The 24375-nt window shown below is 69.2% G+C and carries 28 protein-coding genes and 2 tRNA genes; 12 read left to right on the forward strand and 18 right to left on the reverse strand.

Annotated elements, in window-relative coordinates:
• The 3 genes from ACT4N3_RS08715 to sdhC form a co-directional block, all read right to left on the reverse strand.
• The coding region (locus ACT4N3_RS08715) for an FAD-binding protein (protein ID WP_444854829.1) at positions 1 to 185 on the reverse strand (185 nt) is incomplete at its 3' end.
• Positions 185 to 571 carry a succinate dehydrogenase, hydrophobic membrane anchor protein gene (sdhD, locus tag ACT4N3_RS08720; RefSeq protein WP_444854830.1) on the reverse strand — a complete coding sequence of 129 codons (387 nt, stop codon included), beginning with the start codon at positions 569 to 571 and terminating at the stop codon, positions 185 to 187. The genes ACT4N3_RS08715 and sdhD, both read right to left, overlap by 1 nt.
• Entirely contained in the window at positions 568 to 966 is a 399-nt protein-coding gene (sdhC, locus tag ACT4N3_RS08725; protein ID WP_444854831.1) for a succinate dehydrogenase, cytochrome b556 subunit, read from the reverse strand. The genes sdhD and sdhC overlap by 4 nt, the downstream gene beginning before the upstream one ends.
• A 166-nt stretch (positions 967 to 1132) precedes the next feature.
• On the opposite strand from sdhC, the gene ACT4N3_RS08730 reads away from it, so the two are divergent.
• From ACT4N3_RS08730 to ACT4N3_RS08740, 3 genes are all read left to right on the forward strand, one after another.
• Positions 1133 to 2476, forward strand: coding sequence for a methyl-accepting chemotaxis protein (locus ACT4N3_RS08730; protein ID WP_444854832.1), 1344 nt, complete (start codon positions 1133 to 1135; stop codon positions 2474 to 2476).
• A 33-nt stretch (positions 2477 to 2509) separates the two neighbouring features.
• Positions 2510 to 3220, forward strand: a complete 711-nt coding sequence (locus ACT4N3_RS08735; RefSeq protein ID WP_444854833.1) for an SDR family NAD(P)-dependent oxidoreductase — start codon at positions 2510 to 2512, stop codon at positions 3218 to 3220.
• A gap of 95 nt (positions 3221 to 3315) precedes the next feature.
• On the forward strand, positions 3316 to 4107 hold the full coding sequence (locus tag ACT4N3_RS08740) for a 50S ribosomal protein L11 methyltransferase (protein ID WP_444854834.1): 792 nt from the start codon (positions 3316 to 3318) through the stop codon (positions 4105 to 4107).
• Positions 4108 to 4147: 40 nt separating this feature from the next.
• On the opposite strand, the gene ACT4N3_RS08745 is transcribed toward ACT4N3_RS08740, so the two are convergent.
• Positions 4148 to 4687: a glycoside hydrolase family 108 protein gene (locus tag ACT4N3_RS08745; protein ID WP_444854835.1), complete on the reverse strand. Its 540-nt coding sequence runs from the start codon at positions 4685 to 4687 to the stop codon at positions 4148 to 4150.
• A gap of 201 nt (positions 4688 to 4888) precedes the next feature.
• Here ACT4N3_RS08745 and fghA point away from each other — a divergent pair, with 201 nt between their 5' ends.
• A complete protein-coding gene (gene fghA / locus ACT4N3_RS08750; protein ID WP_444854836.1) occupies positions 4889 to 5734 on the forward strand; it encodes an S-formylglutathione hydrolase in 846 nt (281 codons plus the stop codon).
• Here fghA and ACT4N3_RS08755 read toward each other — a convergent pair.
• Positions 5731 to 6126, reverse strand: a complete 396-nt coding sequence (locus tag ACT4N3_RS08755; protein ID WP_444854837.1) for a type II toxin-antitoxin system death-on-curing family toxin — start codon at positions 6124 to 6126, stop codon at positions 5731 to 5733. The two genes, fghA and ACT4N3_RS08755, sit on opposite strands and share 4 nt — an antisense overlap.
• Before the next feature lie 4 nt (positions 6127 to 6130).
• Positions 6131 to 6358 carry an AbrB/MazE/SpoVT family DNA-binding domain-containing protein gene (locus ACT4N3_RS08760; RefSeq protein WP_444854856.1) on the reverse strand — a complete coding sequence of 76 codons (228 nt, stop codon included), beginning with the start codon at positions 6356 to 6358 and terminating at the stop codon, positions 6131 to 6133.
• Between the two features lie 80 nt (positions 6359 to 6438).
• Here ACT4N3_RS08760 and ACT4N3_RS08765 point away from each other — a divergent pair, with 80 nt between their 5' ends.
• Together ACT4N3_RS08765 and ACT4N3_RS08770 are read left to right on the forward strand one after the other, a co-directional pair.
• On the forward strand, positions 6439 to 8229 hold the full coding sequence (locus ACT4N3_RS08765; RefSeq protein WP_444854838.1) for a B12-binding domain-containing radical SAM protein: 1791 nt from the start codon (positions 6439 to 6441) through the stop codon (positions 8227 to 8229).
• Positions 8230 to 8252: 23 nt separating this feature from the next.
• Entirely contained in the window at positions 8253 to 8708 is a 456-nt protein-coding gene (locus tag ACT4N3_RS08770; RefSeq protein ID WP_444854839.1) for a DUF2141 domain-containing protein, read from the forward strand.
• On the opposite strand, the gene ACT4N3_RS08775 is transcribed toward ACT4N3_RS08770, so the two are convergent.
• The 3 genes from ACT4N3_RS08775 to ACT4N3_RS08785 form a co-directional block, all read right to left on the reverse strand.
• Positions 8689 to 9402 (reverse strand): phosphocholine cytidylyltransferase family protein, encoded by a 714-nt coding sequence (locus ACT4N3_RS08775; RefSeq protein ID WP_444854840.1) that lies wholly within the window; start codon positions 9400 to 9402, stop codon positions 8689 to 8691. The genes ACT4N3_RS08770 and ACT4N3_RS08775 overlap by 20 nt on opposite strands.
• Entirely contained in the window at positions 9399 to 10499 is a 1101-nt protein-coding gene (locus ACT4N3_RS08780) for an inositol-3-phosphate synthase (protein WP_444854841.1), read from the reverse strand. The genes ACT4N3_RS08775 and ACT4N3_RS08780 overlap by 4 nt, the downstream gene beginning before the upstream one ends.
• Positions 10500 to 10572: 73 nt before the next feature.
• A complete protein-coding gene (locus ACT4N3_RS08785; RefSeq protein ID WP_444854842.1) occupies positions 10573 to 11535 on the reverse strand; it encodes a CDP-alcohol phosphatidyltransferase family protein in 963 nt (320 codons plus the stop codon).
• A gap of 60 nt (positions 11536 to 11595) precedes the next feature.
• On the opposite strand from ACT4N3_RS08785, the gene ACT4N3_RS08790 reads away from it, so the two are divergent.
• Positions 11596 to 12489 (forward strand): CDP-alcohol phosphatidyltransferase family protein, encoded by an 894-nt coding sequence (locus ACT4N3_RS08790; RefSeq protein WP_444854843.1) that lies wholly within the window; start codon positions 11596 to 11598, stop codon positions 12487 to 12489.
• Here the strand turns inward: ACT4N3_RS08790 and ACT4N3_RS08795 are convergent.
• On the reverse strand, positions 12476 to 13615 hold the full coding sequence (locus tag ACT4N3_RS08795) for a glycosyltransferase (protein ID WP_444854844.1): 1140 nt from the start codon (positions 13613 to 13615) through the stop codon (positions 12476 to 12478). The genes ACT4N3_RS08790 and ACT4N3_RS08795 overlap by 14 nt on opposite strands.
• A gap of 66 nt (positions 13616 to 13681) precedes the next feature.
• On the opposite strand from ACT4N3_RS08795, the gene ACT4N3_RS08800 reads away from it, so the two are divergent.
• Positions 13682 to 15643, forward strand: coding sequence for an LTA synthase family protein (locus tag ACT4N3_RS08800; RefSeq protein WP_444854845.1), 1962 nt, complete (start codon positions 13682 to 13684; stop codon positions 15641 to 15643).
• Here ACT4N3_RS08800 and ACT4N3_RS08805 read toward each other — a convergent pair.
• Positions 15610 to 16746 (reverse strand): glycosyltransferase, encoded by a 1137-nt coding sequence (locus tag ACT4N3_RS08805; RefSeq protein WP_444854846.1) that lies wholly within the window; start codon positions 16744 to 16746, stop codon positions 15610 to 15612. The genes ACT4N3_RS08800 and ACT4N3_RS08805 overlap by 34 nt on opposite strands.
• Positions 16747 to 16775: 29 nt before the next feature.
• On the opposite strand from ACT4N3_RS08805, the gene ACT4N3_RS08810 reads away from it, so the two are divergent.
• Positions 16776 to 18236 (forward strand): lipopolysaccharide biosynthesis protein, encoded by a 1461-nt coding sequence (locus ACT4N3_RS08810; protein ID WP_444854847.1) that lies wholly within the window; start codon positions 16776 to 16778, stop codon positions 18234 to 18236.
• An 84-nt stretch (positions 18237 to 18320) separates the two neighbouring features.
• A tRNA-Leu gene (locus ACT4N3_RS08815) sits at positions 18321 to 18407 on the forward strand.
• Between the two features lie 155 nt (positions 18408 to 18562).
• Here ACT4N3_RS08815 and ACT4N3_RS08820 read toward each other — a convergent pair.
• The 4 genes from ACT4N3_RS08820 to cpdR form a co-directional block, all read right to left on the reverse strand.
• Positions 18563 to 18637: transfer RNA gene (locus ACT4N3_RS08820), tRNA-Val, on the reverse strand.
• Positions 18628 to 18921 (reverse strand): hypothetical protein, encoded by a 294-nt coding sequence (locus ACT4N3_RS08825; protein WP_444854848.1) that lies wholly within the window; start codon positions 18919 to 18921, stop codon positions 18628 to 18630. The genes ACT4N3_RS08820 and ACT4N3_RS08825 overlap by 10 nt, the downstream gene beginning before the upstream one ends.
• Before the next feature lie 152 nt (positions 18922 to 19073).
• On the reverse strand, positions 19074 to 19307 hold the full coding sequence (locus tag ACT4N3_RS08830; RefSeq protein WP_444854849.1) for a hypothetical protein: 234 nt from the start codon (positions 19305 to 19307) through the stop codon (positions 19074 to 19076).
• Positions 19308 to 19311: 4 nt separating this feature from the next.
• On the reverse strand, positions 19312 to 19689 hold the full coding sequence (cpdR, locus tag ACT4N3_RS08835) for a cell cycle two-component system response regulator CpdR (protein ID WP_444854850.1): 378 nt from the start codon (positions 19687 to 19689) through the stop codon (positions 19312 to 19314).
• A 175-nt stretch (positions 19690 to 19864) separates the two neighbouring features.
• Between cpdR and ACT4N3_RS08840 the strand changes: the two genes are divergently transcribed.
• Entirely contained in the window at positions 19865 to 20734 is an 870-nt protein-coding gene (locus tag ACT4N3_RS08840; protein WP_444854851.1) for an N-formylglutamate amidohydrolase, read from the forward strand.
• 180 nt (positions 20735 to 20914) lie between these two features.
• On the opposite strand, the gene ACT4N3_RS08845 is transcribed toward ACT4N3_RS08840, so the two are convergent.
• Together ACT4N3_RS08845 and ACT4N3_RS08850 are read right to left on the reverse strand one after the other, a co-directional pair.
• Positions 20915 to 21712: a SapC family protein gene (locus ACT4N3_RS08845; protein ID WP_444854852.1), complete on the reverse strand. Its 798-nt coding sequence runs from the start codon at positions 21710 to 21712 to the stop codon at positions 20915 to 20917.
• Positions 21713 to 21778: 66 nt separating this feature from the next.
• Complete coding sequence (locus ACT4N3_RS08850) at positions 21779 to 23248, reverse strand: FAD-binding oxidoreductase (protein WP_444854853.1); 1470 nt, start codon at positions 23246 to 23248, stop codon at positions 21779 to 21781.
• 75 nt (positions 23249 to 23323) lie between these two features.
• On the opposite strand from ACT4N3_RS08850, the gene ACT4N3_RS08855 reads away from it, so the two are divergent.
• Positions 23324 to 23788: a hypothetical protein gene (locus ACT4N3_RS08855; protein ID WP_444854854.1), complete on the forward strand. Its 465-nt coding sequence runs from the start codon at positions 23324 to 23326 to the stop codon at positions 23786 to 23788.
• On the opposite strand, the gene ACT4N3_RS08860 is transcribed toward ACT4N3_RS08855, so the two are convergent.
• The coding region (locus tag ACT4N3_RS08860) for an EF-hand domain-containing protein (protein ID WP_444854855.1) at positions 23785 to 24375 on the reverse strand (591 nt) is incomplete at its 5' end. The genes ACT4N3_RS08855 and ACT4N3_RS08860 overlap by 4 nt on opposite strands.

Consider the following 24375-nt stretch of genomic DNA (forward strand, 5'->3'; position numbering starts at 1 on the left):
CCGAGGCTGGCCGAGATGCCGCCCTGCGCGGCGACGGTGTGGCTGCGGGTCGGGAAAACCTTGGTGATGTTGGCGGTCCTGAGGCCCGCCTGGGCCGCGCCCATCGTCGCGCGCAGCCCAGAGCCGCCGGCGCCGACGACGACGACGTCATAGGCATGATCGATGATCTTGTAGGCGTCGGCCATCAGGCTGGGGTCCCGGCAAAGGCGATCTTGAGCACGGCGAAGATGGCGAGCGCCGCGCCGAGGATGGCGAGGAAGTTGACGAGGACGACGAGCAGCAGCCGGGAGCCGCCATGCTCATAATCCTCGATGGCGACGATCAGGCCCATGCGCGCATGCCAGAAGGTCGAGAGGATGAGCAGGATCATCGGCACCGCGGCGAGCGGGCTGCCGAGCCACTGGACGATCGTGCCATGGTCATAGGCCGGGAGCCGCCAGAGCGAGGCGACGAACCAGACCAAGAGGAGGAGCGTGGAAACCGAGCTCAGCCGTTCCAGCCACCAGTGATGCGCGCCGGTGCGGGCGGAGCCGAGGCCGCGGGCCTGGCGGAGCGGCGTTTCCATCGTCATGCCAGCTTCCAGACCACGATCGCACCCCAGGTCGCGGCGGTGAGCAGGACCGACAGGATCATGACCAGCATCGCCCACATCCGGTTGGTGCGAAGCTCGAAGCCGGCGCCGATGTCCATGACGAGGTGACGAAGGCCGCCCAGCGACTTCATCCAGAAGGCCCAGGTCAGCGGCACCCAGAAGATCAGCGACCAGCGCCAGGTCGCCCAGCCGGCGAAATATTCATAGGAAACGGCGCCGCTCGCCGCCGCGACCAGCCACCAGACCAGCAGCGCCAGCCCGAATATGGCAAGCCCGGCGCCGGTCATCCGGTGCAGGATCGAGACCGCCATATGCGGGCCCCAGCGCCAGATGCTGAGATGCGGCGACAGCGGCCGGGCAGGATTGCGATGCATGTCCTTGGCGAGGCTCCCCAGTTCGCTCCGCGCTTTTAGGCCGAACGCCGGACGTTGCAAGCGCCCGGCTGCGGCGTTTCGCGCCGCCTTGGTCAACAGGAATTTAACCAATCGCGGGCTAGCACTGTCGCGACCCAAATTTCCTTGGCGCGAGGACGAAAACAGCATGGCCGGCGACGACAGGCAGCGGGACGAGGCCGATCTGCGGCGGCGGATCAGGCTGTTCGACACGAACGGCCGGCTGGAAGAGGAGTGCCGCGAGATCTGGGCGCTGGTCGAGCCCGGGAAGCGGACCATCGCCCGCGCTTACTGGGAGCGCTACGCCAAGTCCGACGAGATCGACCGGCCGATCGGCGCCGACAAGACCGAGCAGCTGACCGACCGGATCATCCCGCATATCGAGGCCAAGCATGGCGCCCTCGCCGATCCCCGCTGGGTCGATATGACGCGCGGCTATGTCGAGCAGGCGACCCAGGCGAACATCTCGCTCACCACGCTCTATTCCGGCATCACCGCCTGCGGCCAGGCCGTGCAGGACGCGATCGTAAAAGCGTTGCCCGACGACCCCGAGCGCGCCTCGCGGCTGGTCCGCGCGACGACGGCGCTCACCGCGCTCGAGATCGACGTCTTCGCATCCCATCACGACGTGCTGCGCACCCAGGCCGAGCGCGAGCGGCGCAGCGCCCAGGGCACCGAGTTCAACAAGGAGATCGTCAGCGTCGTCGAGCGCAGCGCCAGCAACAGCCGGCGGATGCGCGAGCAGGCGGCCGAGGCGAGCGAGGCGGCGCGCGGCATGCTCGGCAAGACCAGCGAAGTCGCCGCCGCGGCCGAGCAATCGGCGGTCGCGATGCGCGAGGCGGCGCAGACCGCCGCCGGCCTGATCATGGCGATCGAGGAGGCGCGCAGCGAGGTCGAGGTCGCCGCCGACGTCGCCAGCCGCGCCGGCGAGCAATCGCAGCAGGCGGTCGGCGTATCGAAAGCGCTCTCCGCCCAGGTGGAGGCGATCGAATCGATCCTCGGCCTCATCCGCGACATTGCCGGCCAGACCAATCTGCTCGCGCTCAATGCCACCATCGAGGCCGCCCGCGCCGGCGACGCGGGCCGCGGCTTCGCGGTCGTGGCGCAGGAGGTGAAGAGCCTCGCCAACCAGACCGCGCGAGCGACCGACGACATCGCGGCGAAGATCAGCGCCATCCAGTCCGCCACCCGCCAGACTGTCGAGTCGAACGATTCGATCCGGTCCACCGTCGAGGAGGTGCAGTCCAGCGCCGACCGCATCCGCAAGGCGATGGAGACCCAGGCGCAGACGGTGACGATGATCACCGCCGCGGTCGACGAGACCGCGCTCGCGGCGGACTCGATGTCCTCGACGATCGCCGCGATCCGCGCCGACACCGAGGCGGTGGCGAGCGAGATCGACGAGGTGGAGAAGAATTTCTCCGAGGTCGACGAGCAGATGAAGCAGTTCAAGACCACCACCGGCCGCTTCGTCCAGACCTTCGCCGCCTAGCTTTCGTTTCCGGCGCGGCTTATGCGCCGCGCCATGTCGGATCCCCCCCACATCCTTGTCACTGGCGCGAACCGGGGCATCGGCGCATCGATCGTCGCGGGGCTGAAAGGCCATCGCGTCATCGGTCACAGCAGCGCCGGCGGCGACGGCAGGATCGCCGCCGACCTCGCCGACCCCGAGGGCGCGACCGCGCTCTGGTGGGAGGCGATGGCGGCGCTCGACGGGCGGATCGATGTGCTGGTCAACAATGCGGGCGTGTTCGAGGCGGCGCCGATCGGCGACGGCGATGCCGAATGGGCGGCGCACTGGGAACGCACGCTCAGGATCAACCTGCGCGCGGCGGCGGACCTCTGCCGTCTCGCCGTGCTTCACTTCCGCCAACGCGGCGGCGGCGGGCGGATCGTCAATGTCGCCAGCCGGGCCGGCTATCGCGGCGACTCGCCCGATCACTGGCATTACGCCGCGTCCAAGGCGGGCATGATCGCGATGACCAAGACGATCGCCCGCGGCTATGCCGGCGAGGGCATCTACGCGTTCACCGTCTGCCCGGGCTTCACCGTCACCGGCATGGTCGAGGACTATATTGCCAGCCGGGGCGGGATCGCGGCGCTCGGCGACCTGCCGATCGGCCGCCCCGCGACCACCGACGAGATCGCCGAGACGGTGCGCTGGTTCGCCCTCGACGCGCCGGCATCGGCCACCGGCGCGGTGATCGACGTCAACGGCGCGAGTTTCGTGCGCTGACCTGGCGCGTCTCCCTGCCCTGCACCCGCGTCGAGGCGGAGGCGCTCGCGGCGGACATCGGCCCGTTCGCCGCGCTCGACGCGCCGCCGACCCTGGTGACCGGCGAGGAGACAGGCGGCGGCTGGCGCCTCGACGGCTATTTCGAGGCGAAGCCAGGCAAGGCCGACCTCGCCGCCATCGCCGCGCTCGCGCCGAGCGCCCTTGAGAAACCGACTATCGAACGGCTCGGCGACGCGGACTGGCTCACCCTCTCGCAGGCCGGGCTGGAGCCGATCCGGGCCGGGCGCTTCTTCGTCCATACGCCGGCGCATCGAGACGAGGTTCCCGCCCACTCGATCGCCTTCGAGATCGACGCCGGCCGCGCTTTCGGCACCGGCCAGCACGAGACGACGACCGGCTGCCTGATCGCGCTCGACCGGCTGAAGGCCAGGGGCGCCGTGTTCGGCCAGATCGCCGACATCGGCACCGGCACCGGCCTGCTCGCCTTCGCCGCGCTCCGGCTCTGGCCGAGCGCCCGGGCAATCGCCTCCGATGTCGATCCGGTGGCGATCGAGGTCGCGGCCGAGAATGCGGCGATCAATGGCGTGCCCGTCGGCCGCGGGCCCGGTCAATGCGAGCTCGCCGTGGCCGCCGGGCTCGACCATCGCCGCCTGATCGTCCGCGCGCCTTACGACCTGATCATCGCCAACATCCTCGCCGGGCCGCTGATCGAGCTGGCGCCGGACATTTCCGGCGCGCTGGCGCCGGGCGGGCGCCTGATCCTCGCCGGTTTGCTCGACCGGCAGGCGGAGCGAGTGACGGCCGCTTATGCCCGACGCGGCCTGCGCCCCGTCGCGCGGATCGACCGCGGCGAATGGCCGAGCCTCGTGCTGCGCAAGCGGCGTTGAGCGCGGTAAACCTGACAACTCCGACAGCCGCCATCGACCTTCAACCCAGCCGATTCGCCAGCCAGCCGTAGAGGAACGCTTCGTTCGCCGGCCGCGCCTCCGCGAGCCCGACGTAGCGCTCGCCCTGCAGCGCATCGAGCGCCCTGACCAGCACCGCCTCACCCGCTGCGCCGCGCGCCGCGAGGAAACCGCCGAGCGCGCCGAGCGTCGCCGGCCCGATCCGCCGGTCGACCATGATGTCGGCATAGTCCCGCCCATTGCGGTTGAGTGCGTTCAGCGCCCGCTGAAGAAAGCCGACCGCGGTCTCGGGGCCCATATTCACGGCCGTGTCGAACGATTCCGCCGCGACCTTCGGCGCGCGCTCGGCAACCCGGTCGAAGCCCGGCCGCAGCCAGTAGATGCGCCGATAGACCGACGCCGCCTCGGCGCGCGGCAGCGCCCGCATGTCGCCGCGATAGCCGTGCGCGCGCGCCACCGCCTCGGTGATCCCCCAGCGCGTCGGCCCGCCCCGATCGGCCGGATGGTTCACATAGTCGCCCTCGCGGTCGATCAGCTCTTCGATCATCGAATCAATATCCATAATGCCCTCCTGTTGGTTTAAACGGAGAGCGACCTTTAACCGATATGGACGCATGTAGGAAAATGGCCACGTGCTTTTTCCGCTATCGTCACCCTGAACTTGTTCCAGGGTCCATGCCGCAAGCGCCTCGGAAGCTCCGGAATGGATGCTGAACCAAGTTCAGCATGACGGAACAGGCTGGCTCGCCTAAGCCGCCCCGCAATGACCCTCGAAACCCTCTCCTCCGCAAAGAGCCATGGCGGCGTGCAGCAGGTCTGGCGGCATCAGAGCCGCGCGACGGGCACGGACATGAACTTCTCGGTCTTCCTGCCGCCTCAGGCGTTCGACGCCGGCGCGGCGCTGCTGCCGGCAGTCTGGTATCTTTCCGGCCTCACCTGCACCCATGCCAATGTCATGGAGAAAGGCGAGTATCGTGCCGCCTGCGCCGAGCTGGGCCTGATCTTCGTCGCGCCGGACACATCGCCGCGCGGAGCGGATGTGCCGGACGACGAGGCCTGGGATTTCGGCCAGGGCGCCGGCTTCTATGTCGATGCGACGCAGGAGCCCTATGCGGCAAATTATCGCATGGCCTCCTACATCGCCGAGGAATTGCCGGAGATCGTCGCGGCCAACTTCCCTGCCGACATGGAACGGCAGGGAATCATGGGCCATTCGATGGGCGGCCATGGCGCGCTCACCCTCGCGCTCCGCCATCCCGGCCGCTACCGCGCCGTCTCCGCCTTCGCGCCGATCGTCGCGCCGTCCCAGGTGCCGTGGGGCGAGAAAGCCTTCTCCCGATACCTGGGACCGGACCGGGCGAGCTGGCGCTCTTACGACGCGGTCGCGCTGATCGAGGACGGCGCCCGCGTGCCGGAACTGCTGGTCGACCAGGGCGAGGCGGACAATTTCCTGGCCGAGCAACTGAGGCCCGGCTTGCTCCACGCCGCCTGCGACGCCGCCGGCATCCCGCTGACGCTCCGAATGCAGCCCGGTTACGACCACAGCTATTATTTCATCTCGACCTTCATGGCCGATCATCTGCGCTGGCATGCGGCGCGGCTTGGCTAGGCGTCGCTCGCCGCGAGCCGCTCCCGAAACCAGTCCGCCAGCTCCGCCTCGCTGAGTTCGCCGGCGGCGAGCGCGAGAAACGCCACCACCACCTCGGCGTCCGTCGCCTCCAGCGCGCGGCCGTTGAGGACGAGGAAGGTCTCGCTCACCACCGCCGCGGTGCGCTTGTTGCCGTCCACGAACGGATGATTGCGGGCCAGGCCAAAGGCATAAGCGGCGGCCAACTCGGCGGCGTCCGGCCCGCCATAAGCGGCGAGATTGAGCGGCCGGGCCATTGCGCTTTCCAGCAGCCCTTCATCGCGCACACCCTCACCCCCGCCATGCTCGGCGAGCTGCTCGGCATGCGCCGCCTTCGCCACCGCGACGGTGACCCAGATCCAGCTCTCGGCCACCGGTCTATTTCGCCAGTTCGCGCAACGCGCGCTTGCGCCGCTCCATGACCTCGCGGGCGGCAGCCATCTGGACGTCGAAATCCGCGTCGGGCGGGGCCAGCTCGATGCCGCGGGGCGTTCTGCTGACCGCGACCGTGTCGCCGATGCTGGCGTCGAGGTGCGCCAGCAACTCCTTCGGCAGGATCACGCCCGCCGAATTGCCGATCCTCTTGATCTTGAGCTCCATGTTCATACGCGCGTTATAACACAGATGCGTGAGCGCCGCAACCATAAGCGCATGGCATAAGCCGCCGAACCGTTTATGCTCCCGTCATGGCGGAGGGACGCGAAACCTTCCATTTCGTGATGATCAAGCCGTCGCATTATGACGACGACGGCTATCCGATCGTCTGGTGGCGGACGATCCTGCCCTCCAACTCGCTTGCCGCATTGAATGGCCTCGCCCGCGACGCCGACGCGCGCCGGGTGCTGGGGCCCGGGGTCGATTTCAACCTGATCCCGATCGACGAGTGCAACCAGCATGTCGTGCCGGCGAAGATCGTGCGGGACCTCAAGCGGCGCGGCGGGCGGGCGCTGATCGGCCTGGTCGGCGTGCAGTCGAACCAGTTCCACCATGCGCTCGATCTCGCCCGCGAATTCCGCGCCGCGGGCCTGCCGGTGGTGATCGGCGGCTTCCACGTCTCCGGCTGCCTGTCGATGCTCAAGGAAATCCCGCCGGAGATTCAGGAGGCGCTCGACATCGGCTGCTCGCTGTTCGCCGGCGAGGCCGAGGAGGGCCGGCTCGACGAGGTGATGCGCGACGCCTGGAACGGCGAATTGAAGCCGGTCTACAATTATCTGAAGGACCTGCCGAACATCGCCGGCGTCCCCGTCCCCTGGATGCCGAAGGAGTCGCTGCAGCGCAATTCCGGCCAATGGTCGAGCTTCGACCTCGGCCGCGGCTGTCCGTTCCAGTGCAGCTTCTGCACGATCATCAACGTCCAGGGCCGCAAGAGTCGCTTCCGCACCGCCGACGACCTGGAAGCGATCATCCGCGAGAACCTGGCGCAGGGGATCAAGGCCTTCTTCATCACCGACGACAATCTCGCCCGGAACCGGGACTGGGAGGCCTTCTTCGACCGGCTGATCAAATTGAACCAGGAGGAAGGGCTGAAGGCCAACCTCACCATCCAGGTCGATACGCTCTGCCACCGCATCCCCAATTTCATCGACAAGGCGAAACGGGCCGGGGTGATGCGCGCCTTCGTGGGGCTGGAGAATATCAACCCGGACAGTCTGCTCGCCGCCAACAAGCGCCAGAACAAGATCACCGAATATCGCCACCTCTTCCAACTCTGGCACGAGCGCGGCGTGTTCACGATCGCCGGCTACATATTGGGCTTCCCCGGCGACACCAAGGAAACGATCCTTCGCGACATCGAGATCATCAAGCGCGAGCTGCCGGTCGACATCGTCGAATTCTTCTTCCTGACCCCGCTCCCGGGCTCGGAGGACCATCAGAAGCTGCACCGCGCCGGCGTCTGGATGGACCCGGACCTCAACAAATACGACCTGCACCACCGCGTCTCGCACCACGACACGATGTCCGACGCGGAATGGGAGGGCGCCTATAGGGCCGCCTGGGACGCCTATTTCACCTGGGAGCATATGGAGACGGTGACCCGGCGCCACGCGCGCCTCCAGGGCGGGCGGCCGAAGAAGGCGCTGCAATATATGGTCGAGTTCAGGCTGCTTTACGCGAACGAGGGCGTGCACACGCTGGAAGGCGGCGTGATCCGCCGCAAGCGCCGCAAGTCCCGCCGGCCGACGATGAAGCGCGAGCCGGCCCTGCTCTTCTATCCGAAGTTCGCGGCCGAGAGCCTGCGCAAGGCGTGGAATTACTGGCGCGGCTTCCGGCGCGGCAAGGCGCTGCTGAAGCGGATCGTCGCCGATCCCGCCCGCTACGAATATACCGACCTCGCCACCCGGCCGCTCGCACATAACGAGCTCGCCGCCCTGGACCTGTTCCATGAGACCCGCGGCGGCGAGGCCGCGGTCGAGAAGGAAGCGCGGCAGGAGGCGAGGATTGACGCCGTCCGCCGCGCGCACGAGGCCGTCGCCTGACCATTTCCGGCGGGATCATGCGAATGTTTCGGCGGCTCGCGCCGCTTGCCTTGCTGGCGTTTTCTACCACGCCGGCGCTTGCCCAGGATTGCACCGGGCGGCCGAGCGCGACGCGGCTGTTCGTCACGGTCTCGGGCGTGCGCGCCGCGCAGGGGCTGATCGCCGTCACCCTCTATGCCGACGATTCCAGCCGCTTTCTCGCCCGGCGCGGCTCGCTCTATGTCGGCCGGGTGCCGGCGCGCGCCGGAGTGACGCGGGTCTGCATCCACGTCCCCGCGCCCGGCATTTACGGCCTCGCGGTCTATCACGACGCCAATGCCGACCGCCGCTTCGACCGGACGATGATCGGCCTGCCGGCGGAAGGCTACGGCTTCTCCAACGATGCGCCGACCCTGTTCGGCCTGCCCCGCTTCCGCTCGGTACGGCTGGCGGTGCCGCGCGACGGCTTCCACACCAGCGTCAGGCTGCGCTACCCGTAGCGAAATGCGCCTCGGCCTTGGCCAGCGCGATGGGATCGTCGACGTCGAGCCAGAACAGGCCAGTGGCGTCGGCCACCTGGGCCTGACCCGCGACCGCCAGGCGCTGCACGCCGTCCGACAGCGACCCCGCTTTGCCCAAAGCGATCGCGTCACGGATCGCGATCGCCAAGGCCGGCGTCGCATGAAAGATGCCGGTATCGACCGCGTCGAAACGATCGAGCGTCTTGCCGATGGCGACGATCCGGTCGCCGTCGAGCGCCACCTTGGTCGCGTCGTCGAGATCGAGCGAGTCGCGCCGCCAGTCGCGGTCGACCGCCAGCGTCAGCGCGGCCCCGCTCGCCCGCCCCGAGGCGACCGTGCGCCTGGCGATCTCCGGGTCGAACAGATGATCCGACATCAGCAGCAGATAGTCGCCGTCGATCTTGGTCGCGCCCGCCACCACCGAATGCCCGTTGGGCCTGTCCCAGTCGTCAAGCCGGACGCAATCGACCGGCACATCCAGCCCGGCGAGGAACGCCTCGACCCGCGCCGCCTCATGCCCGGTGACGATTGTAGACGTGGTCGCGCCCGCCGCCATTGCCGCGTCGATCACATGCGCGATCAGCGGCCGGCCGGCGAGCGGCGTCAGCGGCTTGGAAGCGGACACCTCGCGCAGCCGGCTGCCATGGCCGGCGGCGAGGATCAGGCAGTTCATTCGGCCGCGATCGCCTCGCCGGCGATGAACTCGTCGGTCAGCTGGGCGGCGACGTCGTCGCTGAACTGCTGCGGCGGATGCTTGCAGAAATAGGCGGATGGTCCGACCAGCATGCCGCCGACGCCGCGGTCGAGCGCGACCTTGCAGCAGCGGATCGCGTCCACCACCACCCCGGCGCTGTTCGGGCTGTCTTCCACCGAGAGGCGCAGCTCCAGGTTCATCGGCACGTCGCCGAACAGGGCGCCTTCCATGCGCAGGAAGCACAGCTTGTTGTCGTTGAGCCAGGGAATGTAGTCGCTCGGCCCGATATGGATGTCGTCGGCGCCGAGCGGCTCGGCGAGGGTCGATTGCACCGCGTCGGTCTTCGATTCCTTCTTCGAGGCCAGCCGGTTCCGGTCCAGCATGTTCATGAAGTCGGTATTGCCGCCGGTATTGAGCTGGTAGGTCCGGTCGTAGGCGACGCCGCGCGCCCGGAACAGGCTGGAGAGGACGCGGTGGACGATCGTCGCGCCCAATTGCGCCTTGATGTCGTCGCCGATGATCGGAATGCGGCGCTCGGCGAAGCGGCGCTCCCATTTGGGGTCGCTGGCGATGAAGACCGGCATGCAGTTCACCACCGCCACCCCGGCCTCGAGCGCGCATTCCATGTAGAAGCGGGTCGCCTGCTCCGAGCCGACGGGCAGGAAATTGACCAGCACCTCGGCCTTCGATTCCTTGAGCGCCGCGACGATATCGGCCTGGCTCGCTTGCGGAGCCTCGGCGCGGACGAAGCCGCGCTCGCCCTGCCCTTCCATATGCTCGGCGACGCCGTCCAGCACCCGGCCCATGCGGACGGCGACGCCCGTCACCGGCACGTCCTTGTGGAAGATCGTGGTGCAATTGGGGTGCGCGAAGATCGCTTCGCCCAGGTCCTTGCCGACCTTGCGGGCGTCGACATCGAAGGCGGCGACGAAGGTGATGTCGGCGATCGCGTAGCCGCCGATGCGCTCGTGGATCAGGCCGGTCGGGGCCTTGCGCCCGTCATAGAAATAGCGCCCTTGCACGAGAGAGCTCGCGCAATTGCCCACGCCGACAATCGCCACCTTGATCTTGGTCATGAATCCTCAAACGTCCGAACGCCGCTTCGTGCGCGTTACAACCGTGTGACGGTCCCGCCGAAGGCCCCAAAAGTCAAGCGTCCGCCTCGCGCGAGGCGCCGGCCGGGCGCGGCAGCATGGTGATCAGCACATAGGGGAACCAGATCGCTGCGACGCCGGCAAAGATGAAGAGCGCGACCCATTCGAGCCCGACCAGGATCAGCACCATGAACAGGAAGGCGAAGCAGTCGCGGCTGCTGAGCGTCTGGACGAGCCAGTAGACAAGATCGACCGTGCCCTCGATCCGGCCCGAGCGCTTGAGCAGGTCATAGCCGAGCGGCGCGCCGCCGGCCCGGGCCCGCCGTGCGATCAGGGCATTGCCGATCAGCATCGCCGCGATCGACCAGATTCCGAGCGATCCGATCACCGCGCCGTCGCGCTGCCAGAGGTTGATCGTGAAGCCGAGCAGGAAGCAGAAGTTGGTCGCCATGTCGACCGCGCTGTCGAGCGTCGCGCCCCGCGGCGTCGTCCGGAACGTCGCCCGGGCCATCTCGCCGTCGACGCCGTCGAGTACGGAAGCGAGGTGAAACAGGATGCCGCCGGCGATCAGCCCAGCATGGCCGCCGAAGGCCAGGACGGCAAGCATCAGCGGGGCGAGCAGCGCATTGAAGGCGGTGATGTGGATCGGCCGCAGGGCCGGGATGAGGAGCAGCAGCCAGCTGATCCGCCGCGAGATCGGCCGATTGAGCCAGCGCGAGACGAGGCCGTCGCCCGGCTTGCCGGTCGCGCGCATGATTTCCCAGGCGGTGAGCAGCGGGAGGTGCGGTGCCTGTCCCGTTTCGACGACAACTTCGGCATCGCCACGCACACGTTCGATATCGGCCAGCGTGGCCGGCGCGAGGATGCCATCGCCGACAAGCAGCCGGACCTGCCCGGCGCCATCGTCGGCAAGCCGCTTCACCGCGCGCGCGGCGGCGGCGACGCCGGCGATGCGCCGGTCCGCGTCCCCCGCCGATGCGAAGCCGGTCCCGGCCGGCAATTTTCCGCCTTCCAACATTGGCCCCCCTACCGCAAAGCGGCCGCGGCTTCATGTGTCGCGCGGAAAGGAGGCCGGTTTATGACCAAGTCTGCCGCCTGCGCCCTGAGCGAAGAGCGGCCGCGCGAGCTCCAGGACCCGCTCAACATGTATCTCTACCATCCGCTGGCGGCGCGGCTGGCACGGTGGCTGGCGCCGACCGGGGTATCGCCGAACCTGGTCTCGGTGGGCAGCGCCGTTTCGCTCGTGCTCGCGACCTGGGCCTTTCTCAGCCTGGCCTGGCCGATCAACGCGCTCGCCGGCCTCGGCTTCATGATCGCCTGGCATATCGTGGACGGCGCCGACGGCGATCTTGCGCGGATGACCGGCAAGGCCTCGGCGACCGGCGAGCTGGTCGACGGCGTCTGCGATTATTTCGGCAATGTGTTCATGTATTTCGCCTTCGCCTTCCGGCTGGACGACACGCTGGGCGGCTGGGCCTGGGTGCTGGCCTGGAGCGCCGGCGGCAGCCATGTCCTGCAGACCAACCATGCCGAGACGCAGCGGCGGCTTTACGCCTGGCGCGTCTACGGCCGCTCCTGGCTTCGCCGCGCCGCCGAGGCGGGCGACGAGGTGTTCAAGCGGGCGAACTGGTTCACCCGCTGGTTCGGCTTCTGGGCGGTCGGCTATGTCTGGCTCTCCGATCGGATGAGCCCCAGCGCGAACCCGATCGACGAGGCGTTGAGCGCCGCCGGACCTGAAAAGGCGGCCCGCATCCGCGCTCTGGTCCGCGCCCGTTCCGGCGCCTCGCTGGCGCTGGAAAAATGCCTGGGCGCCAATCCCAAGACCCTGATCATCGCGGCCAGCATCGCGCTCGGCAGCCCGGCCTATTATTTCCTGACGACGCTCGTCGTGCTGAACCTCATCCTCGTCGTCTCGATCGTCCACCACAAGAGCATGGAGCGCCGGCTCATCGCCGAGATCAGGGCGCTCTGAGCCGCGCGTCGAGGAACGCCTCGATCTTCTCCGCCCGCCGGTCCCAGGTCAGCCCGCGCGCCGATTCTTGCGCGCCCTCGCTCAACCGGCCGGCCAGGCCGGGCTCGTTCAGGATCCGGTCGAGCGCCAGCGCCGCGGCGGCGGGCTCGCCGGGCGGGACGAGCAACGCGTTCTCCCCGTCGCGGAGCAGCTCCTGTGTGTCTGGCGCGACCGGGGCGAGGATCGGCCGGCCGGCGGCGAAATAGGCGAACAGCTTGAGCGGCAGCACGCAATTGCGAAACCGGTCGAGCGGCGCGCGCGAGGCCGGCACGATCAGCGCGTCCGCCGCCGCCAGCCAGGCCGGCAGGTCCCCCGGGGCCTGCCACGGCACGACCCTGACGTTCGCCCGCACCCGCGCCGCGGCCTCGATCTCCCCCTCGCCTTCCGAGCCGATCAGCAGGAACAACATTTCCGGCCGCAGGTCGGCGAGCGCGAGCAGCTGATCCAGCCCCTTCTGCGCGTTCACGCGTCCCGCATAAGCGGCGATCGCGCGGCCGGAGGGCAGGCCCAGCCCCATGCGCGCCGCGTCCCTTTGCGGCGGCTCGGCCGTCGGAGGATCGGCGCCGTTATGGGCCACGAGCAGCTTGGCCGGCGGGACCCCCGCGCGCCGATAGGCGGCGGCCGCATGGTCGGAATGGAGGACGAGGCCCAGGCATTTGCGCTGCCGCGCGGTCCGGCGGACGAGCGGCCGGATGGCGGGCCAATCGTCGGGCCACGGCCGGTAATGGTCGACCGCGAAGCGGATCGGAGGCCGCCCGCCCAGCCCCAGCAAGGCCGGCGCGCGCGCATAGAGGAGATCGGCCGCGCCCATCAGCGGATCGCGGAACACCTGGCGCAGCCACATCAGGCTGGGGAACAATTTCTCGCCGGCCCAGCGGCTTCGGCGCTGGACGACGGCGAAATCGCCGCGAACGCCGAAATAGTCGCGCAGATCTCCCGAAGTAAGCGCCGGATCGCCCTCGCCCCGCGGCATCAGCAAGGTCACCTCGACGCCCCGCCGCGCCAGCGCCGCCGCCGTCGCCATCGTCTGCGCCCGACACGCCTTCCGGTCGGGCCGCGACCAGAGCAGGGGATAGACAAGCCGCATCGCCGCTCCATAACATGCCCGGCCTTGTCGTCACCCGCCCCACCAGCGGCCGCGCCCGCTGCCGATATGCAAGCCGCGGCCCCGGCGGGCGCGGACCATTATGCCGTCGCCTGGCGGCTGGCGACCGGCGCCTGGATCGGCTGTGCCATCCTCCATTTCCTCACCTATCTGCGGCCGTCGCCTTATGGCGGCCCGTTCCTGCTCGAATGGCACGCCTACATCATCCGGCCGCTAGTCTATGACCTGCTGGCGATCTGGCTGGTCTCGCTCCCTTTCTTCCTGATTTGGCTGCTTTGCTACAGCCGCTCATTGTCGGGCCGGCGGTGGGCGCTCGGCCACTGGGCACTGGCCGGCCTGATGGCGGCGAACCTGTTGCTCACCGCCTTCGACCACGAGCTTTACCGCTTTCTCGGCCTGCGTTTCGGCCCCAGCTTCGTCGCGGCCTATGGCGAGCCGACGACGGTCGCCGATCCGTTTCTGCTCTCGATCCTCGCCGCCGACCGGGGCGGCCCCTTCATCGCGCCATTGCTCTGCCTGCTCGCCCCGGCGCTCTACTTGTGGTGGGCTATCCGCATGGCGCGCCGGAGGCTGCGCAAGCGGCCGCCGCGCCGTCCTGCCTGGGTCGCGGCCGCGATTCTGGTTCTGCCGCTCACAACCGGCCTCATCGGCTGGTCGCTCGCGCGGGCCGAGTTCCGGCTGACGCGGCTGGAGCCGGCGTTGTTCGCGCTAGTTAGGGACTGGGCGCGTACCTACGAAGACCATAGCCCGCCCGGCGACGTCACTGCCTTCTCGCGCATGTGGGCGGCGGAATGGCAGGCTGGATCGAGCGATTCGAACTGGCGTTTTCCCGATCCGGCGTATCCGTTCCTGCGCGTTCCGCGCGATCCGGCGCGCCCGCTGCCGGCCGACCGCTGGAACCTGATCCTGATCCAGCTCGAGACGTTGCGCGGCGTCGATGTGGGCCATCTTGGCTCCGGCCACAGCCCCTCTCCAACGCCCTATCTCGATGCGCTTGCGGGGCGCGCCGATGCGGCCGTATATTCCCGCGCGCTCAGCCTTGGCCCGCCGAGCATCAACGGCATCTTCGCCGGCCTGTGCTCGCTCGCGCCCACTTCGCGCCGCTTCATCACCGCCAACACCCATGCCGCGCTCTACTGCCTGCCCGACGCGCTTCGCAGGCACGGTTACCGCGCCGAGATGTTCAGCGCCTCCGACACCGACATGGAGAACAGCACGTTCTGGATTCGCCGCTGGTTTGATACGTTGTGGCGATACCCGGATATCGGCCAGCGCGACCGCGAAGTCTTCCGCGAGGCGGCGACCCGCATCCGCACGCTCGGCCGCAGCGGGCAGCCCTTTTTCGCCACCCTGTTCTCAGCAAGCAACCATCATCCGTTCCGCTCGCCGGAGCCCGCGCTCGACATCGCCGGCCATGACACGCCGCAGCAGCGCATCCTCAACACCACCCGCCACACCGACGACGTCGTGCGCGAGCTGATCGAGGGGCTGCGCAGCGAGCCCTGGTTCGCGCGAACCCTGATCGTGATCATCGGCGACCATGGCTATAATCTGGGCGAGCATGGCGGCGCCCCCGGCGGCTACACCCTCTACCGCGAATCGGTCTGGGTGCCGCTGCTGATCGTCGGTCCCCATCCGCGGCTGCCCGCCGGGCGCCACGACGCGCTGGTGACGATCCTCGATATCGCGCCGACGATCGCCGATCTGATCGGCCTCAGGGAAGCGAATCCCTGGCAGGGTCACAGCTTGCTGAGCATCAGGCCGGGCCGCCCGGTACGCTTCGGCTTCCGCGAGTCGCTGCTCGCCGAGCAGGGTGGCTGGAGCGCCGTTACCGATCATTCGGACGGCCGGCCGCGCCTCTATGACTGGTCCGACTGGCTCCAGCGCCGCGACCTCGCCGCACAGCGTTCCGAGCTCGCCCGTCGACTGCTCGACGCGGCCGACCTCCAACGCCGGTTCAACGACTATCTGGTGCGTCAGGATCGCATCTGGCCGCGCAGTCCGTCGTAGAGCGCCTCGAGGCGCGCCGTCTGGCGAGCGAGGTCGAATCGCGCCTCCACCAGCTGCCGCGCTGCCCGACCCATCGCCGTCCGCGTTGCCGCCGAGTCGAGCAGCAGATCGAGGCGCGCCGCGAGCGCTTCGCTGTCCTGCTCGGGAATGAGAAAGCCGGTTTGCTGGTCCTCCACTGCCTCGGGATTGCCGGAATGATCGCTGGCGACGACCGGCAGGCCCGACGCCATCGCCTCGATGATGGTTTGGGGCAGGCCCTCCGCGTCGCCATCGCGCGCGGTGAGGCTCGGCGCGGCGAGCAGCGCCACTTGGCGCATCTGCGCCGCGACTTCGTCGGAATTCAGCGCTCCCCAAAAGGTGACGGATCGATTCAAGGCCAGTTCGCCGGCAAGCCGCTCGAGCTGCGGGCGCAGCGGGCCGTCGCCGACGATCGCGAGCCGGGCCCGAGGATGCGCGGTCCTGATCCTCGCAAAGGCGCGCAACAGGACCGCCGTCCCCTTTTTCTCGACCAGCCGGCCGACGTGCAGGATCGTCACGCCGTCGCCACCCGCGCCCGGGCGGAAACGGCGAAGATCGACCCCGTTATAGTGGGTGAAGGTCCGCTCCGCCGGAAAGCCCTGCGCGATCGCCCGTCGGCGCAGCGCGTTGGAAACGGCCAGGAACAGGTCGCCGCGCGCCTGCAGCCGGCGCTGGAAGAGCGCGTAGCGCACCCAGGACAGACGCCCCGAGCCGAGCAGGGCGGCGCGCGAACGGTGAACGTCATAACCGTGCAAGGTGGTCACCAGCGGCACGCCCAGAGCGGCGGCAAGCGGCAGCGCGCCGAGGCCGTCGGTCGCGAAATGGGCGTGGACCAGCACCGGCCGGAAGGCGCGCAATCGTTCGACGTCCGGCCGGATCAGCACCCGGCCAGCCAGCCCGGGCGGGACATGGCCCTTGGCTTCGCGCCCGACGACCAGCGGCTGATAACGGACCAGCCCGGCCGCCTGCGCCCGCACGAACGTCTCCGACGCGTTGAACACCGGCGCGCGGAACACGAGCACCACCGGCCGCGGATCGGACAGGAACGGCTCTGGCGGCGGGCCCGGCATGGGGAGGTTAGTCATCGCGAATCGCGACCGATACAAGGGCCGCCATGAACTTGGGCGAGGATCCGGGCCGCACCATCATGCGCGGCGCTGTGGCCAATGCCGCGGGCTTCCTGCTGCGCTTCGGCGGGCGGCTGATCTTCCTGTTCGTCGCGGCGCGGCTCTACGGCGCCCACCTCTACGGCGCCTTTGTCATCGCCGCCGCCCTGGTCGAGCTTGCGGTCGCCATCGGCGGGCTGGCGACCAAGAAGACGCTCTATCCCTTGCTCGATCGCGCGGCGGAGACGCAGGACCGGCCGCTCGGCCATATCGTCGTCGACGCGGCTTTGCTGGTGACCGCGGTGTCGCTGGCGCTGGCACTGCTGATCGCGGGCGCCGCATTGCTCTTCGCCCCGTCGGACGTGGCGGCGGCGCTCGTCCTGCTCGCCCCGATGGTCGCCGGGCAGGCGCTGCTCGACCTGTTCATCGCCGCGGCCCGCTGGCGGAACAAGGTGCGCTACGAGGTGATAAGCCGGTCGCTGCTCGAGCCCTGGTTCCTCGCCCTCGGCGCGACCGCCGCCTTCCAGCTGGGATTGGCGGAATATGGTCTCGCGGCCGGCTATTGGTGCGGCACGATCGCCGCGCTCGCTTACGCCGTCTGGGGCACGGTGCTTCATTATCCGGGGCTCGCTCTGGCGAGCTACCGCCCGATTCGCGCCGGGCTAGGCGCCATCGCCCGGGGCGCGGCGGCGAACAGCACCAATGATTTCCTGAACGCGCTTTACACCCGTGCCGATCTCTATCTCGTCGGCTTGCTGCTGGGCGCCGAGCCGGCCGGCAACTACGGTGTCGCGCGGCAGGTGGCGACGCCGGTGCGCCAGGTCTGGCAGAGCTTCGATTCGCTGCTCGTGCCCGCCGTCTCGAAGACGATCGGGCGCGACGGGGCGGCGGGGGCGGCCGACGCGCTCGCCTCGGCGTCGCGGCTGATCCTGGTCGTCCAGCTGCCGCTCTTGATCGCGATGCTGGCGATCGGGCGGCCGCTCCTGGCCTGGCTCGGGCCGGGCTTCGAGGCGGGATATTGGGCGCTGGTCATCCTCGGCGCGGCTGAGGTGCTGCAATCGGCGCTCGGCATCGGCGATCTGGTCTTCGTCTATCTGAAGCCGCGGATCGGCCTCGCTCTCACGCTGGCGAGCATCGCCGCCGGGATCGTCGCCGCGCTCTTGCTGATCCCTTCGTTCGACATCACCGGTGCCGCCTTCGCCTTGCTCACCGCTTATGCGCTGCGCTCCGCGCTGCGCTTCGCGGTGCTGCATTGGCGGTTCGGCATGCCGGTGCCGCATGCCCATCTCGCCGGGCCGCTGGCGGCGGCGGGCGTTGCCGCGGCGGCAGCGCTGGCCATTCCGGCTCCGGCGCTCGCGCTTGCCGCGGGGCTGGCGCTCTACACGGCGCTGGTCGCGGCGTGGCTCAAGGTCTCCGGGCAACGCCTCGCTCTCACCGGCTTCACCAACGGAGCGAGGCTAAATCCCTGACAAATGGAAGCTCTGCGGCACTGACGCCGAGGGGCCGCGTTGACAAGGCGGGGGGGGCCGCCTAACTCGCGCCGCCTACCCCGTGCCCAGATGGCGGAATTGGTAGACGCACCAGCTTCAGGTGCTGGCGCTCGCAAGGGCGTGGAGGTTCGAGTCCTCTTCTGGGCACCATTTTCTGTATGATTTTAATGGCCTGGGCACATCGGTCGGTTGCGCGGGAAATGTCCGCCAAGCGGGCGCCGCTGCTAACAGGTTCATATGAACCAGTCAGGCCCTGTGTCGCCGGCCCCAATCGAGGGGAACTTACTGATTTTTAAAAGGAAAAATGGTGGGCGTGGCAAGGATTGAACTTGCGACCCCTGCGATGTCAACACAGTGCTCTACCACTGAGCTACACGCCCACCGGACCCGATCCACCCGGGCCCGAACTCGAAACGAGGCGCGCATGTAGCGAGCGGCCCGATGCGGCGCAAGACCGCCGCGCCAGCCCGGGGCCCGGTGCCTGGTGCGTCGAGCGCATCCGGCGCAGCATGTCGCGATAGGTCTCGATCTGGCCGTCGAGACGGCGGCAATCCTCCGGTCCGGCCGCCGCCCGTTCGGACAGCAGCGCGATCAAAGCGCCTTCGCACAAATGGGCGAGGCGGGCGCGGCCTTCATCGCCGCCGGCGTCGCGTGGTTTCGGCATCGAGCCCCCCGGGTCGCAATCGACGCCCGGACAATGCGTCTCATGGGCTTCGGTTCCGGCGCCCCGCAAATCCGCAAGATCCCTGTGGCTTTCCCGCCATAGCGCGCTGATGCTCGGGCTCCGCCCCGGCCCCGCATGGGCGCCGCCGGCTCTTAGGTGACGGCCTTTCCCGCCGCCCATCGCACATGCCATCGCCGTGCGGCGACCCCGGCCCAGATCGCCTCGATCACCCCGAACGGCCATGCGCCTTGCAGAAACCCGTAGGCCGACCCGAGAACGCAAGCTCCGGCGAAGCCCAGAATCCACCAATGGGATCGGCTCTCCATCGCGTAGCAAATCAGCATGAGGGTGACGGCGGCAAGGCCGAACCAGGTCAGCGCGTCCACGCCCCTAAAGCCGCCCGTGCTGATCCTCGGACTGGAACATCCGCTCCACCTCGGCGACCAAATCCTTGAGGTGGAAGGGCTTGGAGAGCACCTTGGCGTCGGGCGATTTCCGCCCCGCCTTCAGCGCCACGGCGGAAAAGCCGGTGATGAACATCACCCGGATCCCGGGCGCCACCTCGGCCGCCTTCTGGGCGAGCTCGATGCCGTCCATTTCCGGCATCACGATGTCGGTGAGCAAAAGGTCGAACGGCTCGTCGGTCAGCAGCGGCAGTGCCACGGCGCCATTGTCCACCGCGGTCACCTTATAGCCGACCCGCTCCAGCGCGCGGGCGAGATAGACCCGCATCGCCTCATCGTCTTCCGCCAGCAGGATACGCAGCATGTCGTCCTCGGCCCCAAGAGCGATTTCGAGCCGAGTGCGCGCACTCGGCGGCTCGGAAATCGCGGCAACAAAAATCCCTCGCCGATTCTTTATGCGCGAAGCTTGGCGGCAACGCCAGACGCCCTGCGGCGATCCGTTGCGCCTGTCCCATGCCGGGTCTACTTGAGGCCAGCCCATGACCGACGCCGAGCCCCCGCCCCCCTTCATCAGGATCGGTCCCGATCGGCCCGAATCGCCGATCGTCATCTCCGTGCCCCATGCCGGCCGGGCCTATTCGCATGCGCTTCTCGCCGCGTCGCGGCTGCACCGCTCGGTGCTGGAAAGCCTCGAGGACCGGCTCGTCGATCGCCTCGTCTGGCGCGCCGTCGAGCATGGCGCCGTCGCCTTCCTCGCCCAGGCGCCCCGCGCCGAGATCGATCTCAACCGCGAGGAGAGCGAGATCGATCCGGCCCTGATCGCGCCCCCGCCGCCGCTCGCCGGCAGGCCGACCGCCCGCGCCCGCGGCGGGCTCGGCCTGATCCCGTCGCGAATCAACGGCTCCGGCGCGATCTGGCGCCAGCGCATCCCGGCGGCCGAGCTGGAGCGGCGCCTCGACGAGATCCACCGGCCCTATCATGCCGCTCTGGCCGCGGCGCTCGCGGCGGCGCGGGCGCGCTTCGGCGGCGCCTTGCTGCTCGATGTCCATTCGATGCCGCCGCGGCGCGAGCCGGGCGGCGAGGCGGGCCCGCAGATCGTGTTCGGGGATAGGCACGGCACCGCCTGCGCGGCGCCGTTCATGGCGGAGGCGCTCGCCGTCGCCCGCCTCGCCGGCTGGCGCGCCCGCGCCAACGCGCCTTATGCCGGCGGCCATATCGTCGAGCGCCACGGCCGCCCGGCCCGCCACATCCACGCGCTCCAGATCGAGCTCTGCCGCTCGGCCTATCTCGACGTCACGCTGGAAAACCCCGGCCGCGGCTTCGCCCCCGCCGCCGAGCTCATCGCCGCCATCGCCGCCGCCCTGGAAACGCGCCTGCTGGGCCCGGACCTGGCGGTGGCGGCGGAATAAGCAAAAACCGCCCCGCGATTGCTCGCGGGGCGGCCAGGTTCAGGGAGCTTCGGGCGTCCCGGGGGGATGGGACGCCCGGCTCGGGGCGCCGCAAAGGGGGGAATACGGCGGCCCTGGGTTTCAGATAGGGACTGATCTCCCGCCTTCAACCCTTTTTCGGGGCCGAAAGGCGCGGCCCGCTCAGGCCTCCGCTGGGGTCTCGGCGGGCGCGGCTTCGGCGCCGGCCGGCACCTTGCCCTGCGCCATCTGGGCGGCGAAGAGATCGCTCATCTGCGACAGCGAGAAGATGTGGGCGAAGATCAGCGGCAATATGCCGTTCTGGTTGAGCTTCCTGAGCTGATCGCCGTGCAGGTCGCGGAGCTTCTCCTCCGAGACCATCTGGAAGCCGCGATAGATGAACGGCTGCTCGCTGCCCTGCGGCTGGATCGAGACCTCGCCGTCCATGAGCAGGTCGAGCGCCTTCAATTCGTTCATCAGGCCGGCGGTGCGCTGCGCGGCCATCTCGAAATCCTCGCAGAATTTGAGGATGTCGTTGAGGTTCTGGGTCGGCTTGTCGTCCTCGAACAGCGGGTTGCCTTCCTTCTTATACTCGCCGACCAGCCCGCTTTCAGGATCGAAGCAGAGCGACAGCTCCTGCGCGTTAGGCGTCAGCCGGGCGAGCATGAACGGGTAGCGGCGGACATAGGCCGGCACGTAGAACGGGTTGCGTGCCTTGCCCTCGTCGTCGATGAAGACGTTCACCCCCTCGTTCAGCCCCATCAACGCCAAAGGCACCGGATTCTCACCGGCCGAGAAGACGATCGGGCAGGAGCGCTGGGCGTGGATGAACTCGTCGGCGGTGAGCGGGATCGCATGCTGGCCGGCGAAATAGAGCGCCGAATCGGCCGGGCGCGTCTTGAATTTCCCGTGCAGATTGCTCTGCAGCGGCACGAGGTCCTTGTAGAAAATCGGCAAACCGGGCGGCGGCTGAGTCGCCATGATCATGTCTCCGTGCGGGGTTTTTGGGCCGGGTTGCATCCACGGCCGCGAAATGTGGTCGCCCGTCTATTGCGGCGGCCGGCTTTCCGCAAGCCTGTCCTGAGACGCGTCCAAAGCGGGGACGAGCTTGCCGGGGTTCATGATCCCCCTGGGGTCGAGTGCCTGCTTGATCGCGCGTAATGCGCCGATCCGCGCGGCGCCGCCGAGCCGGGCGAGCTCGGCGACCTTCATCTGGCCGATGCCGTGCTCGGCCGAGATCGAGCCGCCGGCGGCGGTGACGAGATCGTGGACCAAGCGGCTGACCGCGATCCCCTCGCTCTCGACCCATTCCGGGCCGGCGCCCTCGGGCGCGCGGACGTTGAAGTGGATGTTGCCGTCGCCAAGATGACCGAAGGCGATGATGCCGGTGCCGGGAAAGCGCGCCTCGACGGCCGCCCCGCCCTCGACGACGAAACGCGGCATGTCGGCGGCGGCGACCGAGATGTCGTGCTTCACCGCCGGGCCATCCCGCCGCTCCGCCTCCGAGATCGAATCGCGCAGCCGCCAGAACTCCTCCGCCTGTGCCTCGCTGGCGGCGATCGTAGCGTCGAGGATCAGCCCGGCCGCATGCGCCGAGCCCAGCCCGTCGTAGAGCAGCGGTTCCGGACCCGGCATCGCCATCGGCGCCACCGCCTCGACGAGCACGTTCCACGGCGCCGGCTCGGCCAGCGGCGGGCGGGTTCCGGGGACATGAGCGAGCACGAGATCGAGCGCGTTCCTCGGCACCAGCTCGAAGCTCTCGATCGCCTCGCGCTGCGTGGCTTCCAGATGGCGGAGCAGTTTCATCGCCGCCGCCGGGTCCGCGACGCCGATCCAGGCGACGGCGCGCGCGCCGATCGCCGGGACAAGCTTCAGGCTGGCCGCGGTGACCACGCCCAGCGTCCCCTCCGCGCCGATCAGCAGCTGGGTGAGATCATAGCCGCGATTGTCCTTCTTGAGCGCGGCGAGGCCGTCGAAGACCGTGCCGTCGGGCAGCACCGCCTCGATCCCCGCCACCAGGCGTCGCATCGTCCCGTGCCGCAGCACCTGTGTGCCGCCGGCATTGGTCGAGACGAGGCCGCCGATCGTCGCCGAGCCCTTCGCACCCAAGGTCAGGGGGAATCGGCGCCCTTCCGCCAGCGCCGCTTCGTGCAGCGCGGCGAGGATCACGCCAGCCTCGCAGACGGCGAGGTTCGTCTCCGCGTCGACCGAGAGGATCCGGTTCATTCGCCGCAGCGACAGCAGCAAAGCCTCGCCGCTTTCGTCGGGCGTCGCGCCGCCGACCATCGACGTGTTGCCGCCCTGCGGAACCAGCGGGACGCCCGCGTCGGCGCACAGCCGCACCGCGAACGCGACCTCTTCCGTGCTGGCGGGCGACAGCATCGCCGCCGCTTCGCCCTGCCAGCGCCCGCGCCAGTCGGTGAGCCAGGGATCGAGATCGGCCGCACCGCGGGTAAACCCCTTCGGCCCCAGCCGCTCGGCAAGCGTCGCAAGCAGATAGGAAGACGGGGCAGCCATCGAACCGGAATAGGGCGGCAAGGCGGAGGCGGCAATTCATCCGGTGTTCAAGCGCCGGAGGGGAAGCGGGGGTGAATGGGATCGCAGGTCATCGTAGCGGGCGCCGCCGCCTTCATTCTGCTCGCCTTCGGCGGCGGGCCGCGGGCCCCACGCCCGGCCTCCCCGGCACCTCAGGTACGCGGCTTCATGATGCGCCAGCAGATCATCATCCGGGTGCCGACCGGCGCGCGCCGGGTCGCCGCGGCCGCGCCGTCGCTGATCCGCTGGCGCGAGCGCGGCGGGCCGCGCTGCATCGCCGCCGGCCAGATCGTCGGCGCCACTCTGCTCGGCCCGAGCAGCGTCGATCTGATCCTGCGCGACAACAGCCGGTTGCGCGCGCGGCTGGAGAGCCGTTGCCCGGCGCTCGATTATTATCGCGGCTTCTATGTCAACGCGACGGCGGACGGCCGTATCTGCGCCGACCGCGATTCGATCCGCAGCCGCGCCGGCGGCGAGTGCCAGATCGACGCCTTCCGCGCGCTGACGCCCGAGCGGCCTTAGTCGTCATCCCCGTCGCGATCGCCGCGGCGGAGCTGCCGCCGCGCCGAGACCAGATCCTCCAGCGTCAGCCTGCCGCTCCCGGTGGCGTTCAACTGGTTGAAGCGGCGGCCGGCGGCGGCGTCGAACTCGGCCCGGGTGACGCCGCGGTTGAAGTCCGCGTCGGCGTCCATGATCGGATGGGTGATCGGCAACAGTCCGAAGCGCGCGGCGCCGGCCATCATCGCCCAGTGCCCGCCGCCGTCGCGCCGCCGCATCCCGCCGCCGCCCCGGCGATCGCGGTCAAGGCGGCCTCGCCGCATGGCCGGCCCAAACCCCGCACCGCCGCCTGGCCGGAAGCCGAACCGGCCCATTTCGGGCAGAATCTCGGTCTCGTAGCGGGCGACGTCGGCCGGCTCGATCTCGCCGTCGCCGTCCGTGTCGAAGCCGGCGAACGCGCGGGCGAAATCGGCGCGCAGCTCGGCATAAGTGATCGCCCCGTCATGATCGGCATCGGCCAGCGCGAACCAGGCCTGGAGCGGCCGCGCGCCTTCGCCCGAGCGGAAGACCTCGCCCGACGGGCTGACGAACAGCCGGCCAGGCCCGGGCGG

The sequence above is a fragment of the Sphingosinicella sp. genome, from assembly GCF_052388015.1.
GTDB lineage: Bacteria > Pseudomonadota > Alphaproteobacteria > Sphingomonadales > Sphingomonadaceae > Allosphingosinicella.